The organism is Polaribacter sp., assembly GCF_965660385.1.
Classification (GTDB): domain Bacteria; phylum Bacteroidota; class Bacteroidia; order Flavobacteriales; family Flavobacteriaceae; genus Polaribacter.
The window spans coordinates 1-2281 of sequence record NZ_CBFHZT010000123.1; the positions used below are offsets into that span (position 1 = coordinate 1).

Sequence of the window (2281 nt, forward strand, 5' to 3'; positions counted from 1 at the left end):
AGCGTTTCAACAATAGAACTATCTTTTAGTTCCTCAACACTTTTCCAGTATTTTTTGTTTGAAGCCATTTACTTTTTAGTTATTTGTTGTTAGTTATTCGCTTTAATTGTATTAAAACTAAACTATCTTTCTTCATTAATTAATAGTGACATTTACCACACTCTAATCCACCTAATTGCGCAATAGTAACTTTTTCTACATTGTACTTTTTCGCCAATTCTTCATGAATTTTCTTATAGTACTCGTTACCCTTTAAATCCACATTTGTTTCTCTGTGACAGTTAATACACCACCCCATAGTTAATGGAGAGAATTGTCTCATTTCATCATATTCTTCAACAGGTCCATGACATTTCTGACATTTTATACCACCAACAATTCTGTGTTGTGAATGGTTAAAATATACAAAATCTGGTAAATTATGAATTCTAACCCATTTTATTGGTTTCGTGTTTCCTGTATATTCTAATGCATCTGGATCCCAACCTGCAGCGTCATAAACTTTAGCAATTTCTTTATCTAATTCAGCCTTACCATAAGTTACACCATTCCACTCTACTTCAGTACCTTCAGCAACCTCAGCAATATTTTTATGACAATTCATACAAACATTTACAGATGGTATACCTGAATGCTTACTATGTTTAGCAGATGAATGACAATATTGACATTCTATTTTATTTTCTCCTGCGTGGATTTTATGCGAAAATGCAATTGGCTGTAAAGGCATATAACCTTCATTAACGCCTACCTTAAATAAAGTCCCAAAAGCTACATAAGCCCCCATTAATAAAACAAAAATGGTAGTTAATACTTGTAAAAATGTGTTTCTTTTTAAACCTGCCCAAAGCTCACTTAAATCTCTTCTTAAATCAGAACCACTATCTGGAGATGTATTCCCTTTTAATTCATTTACTTGCTTCAGTAAACTAGCAATCATTAAAAACGCAACAACAATTGCACCTGCTAGTAAATAAATAATCCATTCTGGAGCATTTCCTGAACTTCCTCCACTAACATCACCTGTAGATGCATCAGCTACAACATTTTTAACAGGATCTCCAACTGTTGTGTAATATAAAATATCATCAATCTGCTGATCACTTAACTGAGGAAAAGCAGACATCACAGAACCATTATATTCTTCAAAAATAGCGATAGCATCTGCATCACCTGAAGCACGTAATTCTGCATTATTTTTAATCCAAGCCTTTAACCAGTCGTTTTCTCTACGTTCTTCAACACCACCTAAAGCTGGCCCAACTAATTTTCGATCTAACTTGTGACATGAAGCACACTGAGATTTGAAAAGTTTTCTACCTGCTTTTTGACGTGCTTCATCTACATCTTGGGAATGAGATGACAAACTAAATGCAAAAAACAGAATGATTGTAAAGCTCTTAAGAAGTACTTTGGTTAGTTTACTGTGCAATGCTACACTTTTCATATTTACAAACTATTTTTAGTATTGTGTATAAAATAGCTCAAAAAAACGTTTTTTGAACGGTTGAGCAAAAGTAGTACATATTGCTAAATTTTAAAAAAGGAAAAGAATCATAAATATCAATTTATATTAATTCTAAATAACAAAAATAATTAAATATAATTTGATTGAAGTCGTTACTTTTGTAGAAATTTTTTTTATGAAGGATATTGTTTTTTTAAGTTTTTTATTTGTGTTTCTTTTATTTTCTACTGCAAACATTTCTGCTCAAAGTATCACAAAAACTGACCCCAAAATTAAACGATTAATTGAAAAAAAAAGAGCTTTTAATGCGTCTTATGGTTATGGCTATAGGATTCAGATTTACTATGGCAATGAAACAAAAGCGAAAACTGTTTTAAATAAATTTAAACTTGATTTTCCTGAGGTTTATACAAAACTAGACTACGATAAACCAGACTGGAAAGTTCAAGTAGGTAATTACAAAACAAAACTAGAGGCAGACAAGGCTTTGCTTACTTTGTCTGAAGAATTTTCTGGGTTAATTGTTATCCCTTGAGGAAAATAATTATGAGACATCTTTTAAAACTAATTGAATAGCGGTAAATCCGTTCCAGTTGTTTTCATCTAAGGTATAGGCTATATTGAAATCATTTTGAACAAGATCTATTTTATCACCCAAATTAAAACCAATTGCACCAAACGTTTTTTTATTATCTGCTTGAAAAATATTGAGTTTTAAATGCGTTTGGTCTTTACCTACCTTTTTTCCAAAACCATTATCTCTAACACTGGCCGTTTTAAAAACAGGTCTCATATTCTGAGGTCCAAAAGGAG

The 2281-nt window shown here is 31.5% G+C and carries 3 protein-coding genes and 1 pseudogene; 1 reads left to right on the forward strand and 3 read right to left on the reverse strand.

Annotation, left to right across the window (positions count from 1 at the left end; translation table 11 throughout):
* Both ACTG3V_RS15440 and ACTG3V_RS15445 read right to left on the reverse strand, forming a co-directional pair.
* The coding region (locus ACTG3V_RS15440) for a TAT-variant-translocated molybdopterin oxidoreductase (RefSeq protein WP_439133069.1) at nt 1–68 on the reverse strand (68 nt) is incomplete at its 3' end.
* Nucleotides 69–139: 71 nt separating this feature from the next.
* On the reverse strand, nt 140–1447 hold the full coding sequence (locus tag ACTG3V_RS15445; RefSeq protein WP_439133067.1) for a c-type cytochrome: 1308 nt from the start codon (nt 1445–1447) through the stop codon (nt 140–142).
* Nucleotides 1448–1643: 196 nt separating this feature from the next.
* On the opposite strand from ACTG3V_RS15445, the gene ACTG3V_RS15450 reads away from it, so the two are divergent.
* On the forward strand, nt 1644–2003 hold the full coding sequence (locus tag ACTG3V_RS15450; RefSeq protein ID WP_439133068.1) for an SPOR domain-containing protein: 360 nt from the start codon (nt 1644–1646) through the stop codon (nt 2001–2003).
* Nucleotides 2004–2012: 9 nt separating this feature from the next.
* Here ACTG3V_RS15450 and ACTG3V_RS15455 read toward each other — a convergent pair.
* Nucleotides 2013–2281: pseudogene (locus ACTG3V_RS15455) on the reverse strand (single-stranded-DNA-specific exonuclease RecJ); the annotation flags it as partial.

Bases quoted from the DNA above. Each gene is read 5' to 3' on its own strand.
- ACTG3V_RS15445 (WP_439133067.1), bottom strand. From the start codon at position 1,447: ATGAAAAGTGTAGCATTGCACAGTAAACTAACCAAAGTACTTCTTAAG.
- ACTG3V_RS15450 (WP_439133068.1), top strand. From the start codon at position 1,644: ATGAAGGATATTGTTTTTTTAAGTTTTTTATTTGTGTTTCTTTTATTT.